Here is a 5,340-nt window from a genome sequence, read left to right on the forward strand (position 1 = left end):
GGCCTTAGCCCGGGCAGCCTCATAAGGATCAGTTGGCACATCCCAGGGAAAATGCTGTGTGCCAGGGCCAAAGGGATCGGCTCCAAGCCCGCAGAAAGTATGCCAGTAGGCCACAGCAAATTTGAAATGTTCTCTCATGGTTTTCCCTGCCACTACCTGCTCCGGATTGTAGTATTTGTAGGCCAGGGGATTGTCTGATTCTTTCCCTTCGTAGGAAATGGGGCCTATATTCTTAAAATATTCTTTGTCGCCAATGAGTACCATGCTTATATAGTTGAAAGTTTGTGTTTAAGTTCTTTTACCCAGTGCTGGTAAGCCTTCCTGTAGGGAAGGGGATTTTCTGCGGGTGTCACCCGGCGTAAAAAATCATTATTTAACAGTTGTTTGCTGAATCCTTCAAAATCTCCGGAATGCAGCCTGCAGGCTCGAGCGGCACCTACAGCGCCCGTAGTATTGTAAATTTCAATATCCTGGCCGATGAGCGTGGCAATAGTTTCTGAGAACACCTGAGACCTGAAGAGGTTATCATTTCCGGCACGGATTATGCTGGGGTTTATCCCATCAGCGGTTAAGATCTTCATTCCATATAGAAACGAGAAGGCAATTCCTTCCAGGGCAGCCCGGCATACATGGGCCCGTGTATGGAGGTTGAAGTTTAAGTCAGATAGCTGAGCTCCGAGGAGGCGGTTGTCTAACATCCGTTCTGCCCCGTTACCAAAAGGGAAAAAGCGCAGCCCTTCTGATCCTACCGGGATTTCCCGTGCCAGTTGATTCATCTCCTCATAGGAAGTTACTTGCAGGTTTTCCCTGAGCCATCTGTAAAGTATCCCTGCTCCATTGATACATAATAGTTTGCCAATACGCGGTTGATCCGAAGTATGGTTAACATGCATGAAGTTGTTTACCCGTGCAATTTCCGTGGCAGACCTGGCATCAGATACGGCATAAAAAACACCTGAGGTTCCTCCGGTTGCGGCTACTTCACCGGGATTAAATACATTAAGTGACAGGGCATTGTTCGGCTGATCACCAGCCCGGTAATAGATGGGGGTGCCTTCTGCCAGTCCGGAGGCTGCAGCACCCTTGGCGTTTACCCGGGACTGTAATCCGAAGGTAGGTACTATTTCCGGCAACAGTTGTGCATCAATACCGTAATGTTCGAGTAGTTTATGGGCAGGACGTTCCGATTTAAAATTCCACAGGGTACCTTCGGATAATCCGGAGGCTGTGGTTTGTTCTTTTCCACTAAACCTGAAGGCGATAAAATCCCCGGGAAGCATGAATTTATAAGTCTTTTCAAAGACGTGGGGTTCATTTTCCTTTACCCATTTTAGTTTGGAAGCCGTAAAATTCCCGGGCGCGTTGAGAAGTTCTGCTCCACAGTAATCGGCACCCAGCTTATCGTACGCCTGCCTGCCAATTTCCACAGCACGACTGTCACACCATATGATCGCTGGCCGGAGGGGCTTGCCGTTACGATCCACCATCACCAGGCCATGCATCTGATAGGCGATGCCTATCCCCAATATGTTCTCCGCATTTATTTTGATCTGCTCAAGGAGTTTGTTCGTAGCTGTGCAAACATGCTCCCACCACACTTCGGGGTCTTGTTCCGCCCAATCTTTCTCAGGGCTTTGTATGGCTAATTCAGTATCCGGTTGGTTTACTAGGCTTAAGGCCTCACCGGTTTCCGAATTCACCAATGCAGCTTTAATAGAAGAACTCCCGATATCATAACCAATGTAGTACATGTCTGGTGAGGGATAAAGGTTAATTAAGATATCGTTTTTAACCCGTTCTGCCAAGTGCTGTAAAACAAAAACCCCGGCGAATTCGCCGGGGTTTTTTATATAAGGATAGTATTATTAGTATCCAGGGTTTTGAACCAGGTTGGGGTTAGCCAACAGTTGCTGATCCGGAATTGGGAACAACAAACGAGCTTCGTTTCCAACTTCAGAGGAGGGTTTAAATTCCCATCCCCTCAGGTACTGGCCAAAGCGGATAAGGTCATTACGCCTCCATGTTTCCATGTACAGCTCACGTCCTCTTTCGTCAATAAGCTCCTGTGCTCCTACAGATCCCAGGGGATCAGCTCCACGCAGTACGCGCAGGTCATTAACCATGGCAGTTGGGTCACCACCACTTCTCCACATGGCTTCTGCCTTCATCAGGTGGGCATCAGCATATCGGAAAACGATCTCATGACCACGGAAGCCACCGTATCGCGGGTTGTATTTCATCACACGGATACCGGTTGTTTCATCATTGTTGATCAGGCTGGGCGCTCCAGCTCCATCAACGAAATCGCGCTTGAAGGTAAGTGGATTACCAGCACGGTCTTCGAGAGGAGTTCCGTCAAGGGCATATTGTTGTCCGATCAGGAAACCAAATCCAACGTTAGAACCATTTTCAAATCCGTCTACATCTTCAGTTTCAGGATCTCCTGTATAGTCGGCACCCCTATTCGGCACACCACCACGCCGGTCTTCCTGACCATCAAGGGCTGCAAGCGTATTGGGATCAACTCGGTTGTTGTTGGCATCTCCTTCGAAAAGGTCGTAGTATTCAGCCAGAGTACTGAAACCGTTCCATCCGCCACCACCGATAGCTGTAGAATTGTAGTGCAGCCCGTTGAAGATACGGTTACCTACAGCTGATTTCAACGACCAGATAGTTTCAGAATCTGCAGCTTCACGGAAGATCTGGAAATAGTTAATGGTTTCCAAAGCATACCCCTGAGCAGCAATCTCATCAACCAGGGAAATCACCTGAGCCATATCTCCGGCATCAGGGGATCCACCGAGGTAGATATGACGGTTCAAAAGCACTTTAGCTTTTAGGTACTTCGCAGCTTCTTTGCTGGCGCGGAAGGTAGCCTCTGCCCCTTGACCTGCCGGCAAGCTGGCCAAGTTAGCAATAGCTGTATCCAGGTCAGCCAGGATGAAATCCACTGCCGCCGATCCTGTAAGCACTTCTGGTACCGCAGACGATGGCAATTGCGTATCGCGGAAAGGCACCTGGCCAAAGAAATCCAGGATCACCCACATAGAGAAAGCGCGGATAAAGCTGGCTTCTCCAATATTCTGAGTACTTGGGTTACTTCTAGAATCTAAAACCTGTGAAGCTAAAAGCTGGTAGGAACTGAATTGGTTAAACGGATTGATAATATCCGTAGCCTCAGCATTCCATTCGTGGTTGTGGAGGTTCCTCCAGCGGCCGTTATCCCCCCAGTCGGTTCCCCTTGTAGGGATCAAAGCGGCATCTGTGGTCACCTCAGTTAGTGCGAAATAATTCGCCTGGTCACCGTATGCACCGTTCAATCGGTTATACAGCTCATCAACGGTTGAGGAAGGATCTGAAAGACCCTGGAAACCTTCCGTGATGATAGAATCGGTCTCCTCTATCTCCAGGTCAGTACAGGACCAAAGCCCTGCGACTGACAAGAAAGTCAACAAATAAATTTTAAATTGATTTCTTTTCATGATTTACAATTTTTATTCTAATTAAAACGATGCATTAAGTCCAAAAGTAATGGTTCTCGGGTTAGGGAAAGCCGCCCAGTCGATACCCCTTGTAGGTACTCCAGAGCCAAGATCTCCTGTTGCCGTGGTTACTTCTGGATCCAGTCCACTATAATCTGTAATCAGGAACAAGTTTTGACCTGTGAGTGAAAACCTCAGGCTTTTCAGGGGGCTTTCATCACTTAGAGGCCAATTGTATCCAATGGTTGCGTTTTGCAGCCTAACAAAATCACCTTTTTCCAGGAATCGCGTGGAAACGTCTGCAGAAGCACCGCCAGATTCCAGCGGATCTAATTGCAGCAGATCTTGTGTTACGTTACGCGCGTTGTTGATAGAACCTCCGGTGAAGAAACCGTTAGCGGTGTTGTTGTACACAGAGAATCCAAACTGACCAGAGAAATAGGCTGAAGCATCCCAGTTTCCACTGGAGAAGTTCAGAGAAAGTCCGCTAGTAACGTCAGGAAGTGCGTCTTCTCCAACAAAGGTTTGGTCACCAATTGGGTCTCCCACACCATTGCCATCTACATCGCGGTAGGTAGGCAATCCGTTGCTGTCAAAGCCTTCAAAGATGGCCATATAATAGCTAAAGATGGATCGTCCGGCTTCCAATCGCTGAGCAAAGGCTCCTGAAAGTCCCTGTCCGTTAATTTCACCAGTGTTAATGGCTCCGGCAAAATCCTGAACTTCGTTCTCGTTGTAGGCGATATTGAATGCTGCCCCGAAGGTAGTATTCTCAGTCTGTACGAAATCGTAAGCCAGTGCCAGTTCAATACCCTGGTTAAGGATAGATGCGTCAAAGTTACCAAACTGGAAGGGGTCAACCGCTGGCTGTGGAGGAGGTAGCCTCAACAGCTGGTCGTTGGTTTCCCTTCGGTAAACATCAATGCTACCAGAGAAACGATCCAGGTTAAACCCGAAGTCCAAACCTACGTTGAAATCCAGTGTTTCCTCCCATTTGAGGTCAGGAACATCTGTGGCCACAATAGCCAGACCGTTCTGGTTTACAACAAAGTCATTTTGAATACCCAATCCTGCAAAACGCTGACGGGCAACGAAATTACCGTATCCCAGACCTTCCTGGTTACCGGTGATACCCGCACTCAAACGCAATTTCAAAGTAGATACGTTCTCACCGATGAAGTCTTCCTCATTGATCTTCCAGGCAAAGGCACCGGAAGGGAAGTATCCGTACTGGTTATCTGGACCGAATCGGGAAGAACCGTCCGCCCTTACCGTACCAGTAAACAGGTACTTGTCTGCAAGGGTATAATTGATCCTGGCAAAGTAGGACTGCAACTCATCAGTATTGTCAAAAGCATCGGCAGTCATGGCCTGAACATAGCGCTCAAAAGCATAAGGTACTTCCTCTCCTGCAACAACATCGGGGAACAAACGGTTAACAATAAGGCCGTTTGTATTCACGCCGTAATAAAACTGTTGGTAAGCGCCATCAATAGAAGCTGAAGCACCATTAACAGTAGTTTTAAGGTCACGGCTCATTTTATTAAGGTCCGTTGAGCCAAATCCACGTGCCTGAGAACTAAATCCACTTGTGCGGAAATCCTGGAAGGAATATCCTACCAGTACATCTATATTGGAATTCTCAAAATCCTTCTTCCAGTTCAGGGTAGCTTCTAAAAGCTTACTCTCCCTGTAAAGGGTGTTGTAATTTCCAAAACCATTTCCTGAAACACCATCAAAACCAAAAAGTGCACCGGAAAGCATAGAGAGGGTTTCCCCTTCGGATTTATCATAACCCAAATTCACCTTAGCCGATAGTTCAGGAGTTACTTTGTATTCCAAGGAACCGTTGACAATC

At 47.6% G+C, this 5,340-nt stretch carries 3 protein-coding genes and 1 pseudogene; all 4 read right to left on the minus strand.

Annotated elements, in window-relative coordinates; all coding sequences use genetic code 11:
• Nucleotides 1-264, minus strand: a pseudogene (locus AC4E7D_RS11230) (xylose isomerase); the annotation flags it as partial.
• A 2-nt stretch (nt 265-266) separates the two neighbouring features.
• Nucleotides 267-1,751: a xylulokinase gene (locus AC4E7D_RS11235; protein ID WP_490173887.1), complete on the minus strand. Its 1,485-nt coding sequence runs from the start codon at nt 1,749-1,751 to the stop codon at nt 267-269.
• A gap of 114 nt (nt 1,752-1,865) precedes the next feature.
• Nucleotides 1,866-3,482, minus strand: coding sequence for a RagB/SusD family nutrient uptake outer membrane protein (locus AC4E7D_RS11240; protein ID WP_490173888.1), 1,617 nt, complete (start codon nt 3,480-3,482; stop codon nt 1,866-1,868).
• A 21-nt stretch (nt 3,483-3,503) separates the two neighbouring features.
• Nucleotides 3,504-5,340, minus strand: a 1,837-nt coding sequence (locus tag AC4E7D_RS11245; protein WP_490173889.1) for a SusC/RagA family TonB-linked outer membrane protein, incomplete at its 5' end; no start/stop codon positions are given.

This window comes from Lentiprolixibacter sp. (assembly GCF_982873095.1).

What these genes read in the sequence shown, in the direction of transcription:
- AC4E7D_RS11240 (WP_490173888.1), bottom strand. Translation starts at nt 3,482, where the DNA reads ATGAAAAGAAATCAATTTAAAATTTATTTGTTGACTTTCTTGTCAGTC.
- AC4E7D_RS11235 (WP_490173887.1), bottom strand. Translation starts at nt 1,751, where the DNA reads ATGTACTACATTGGTTATGATATCGGGAGTTCTTCTATTAAAGCTGCA.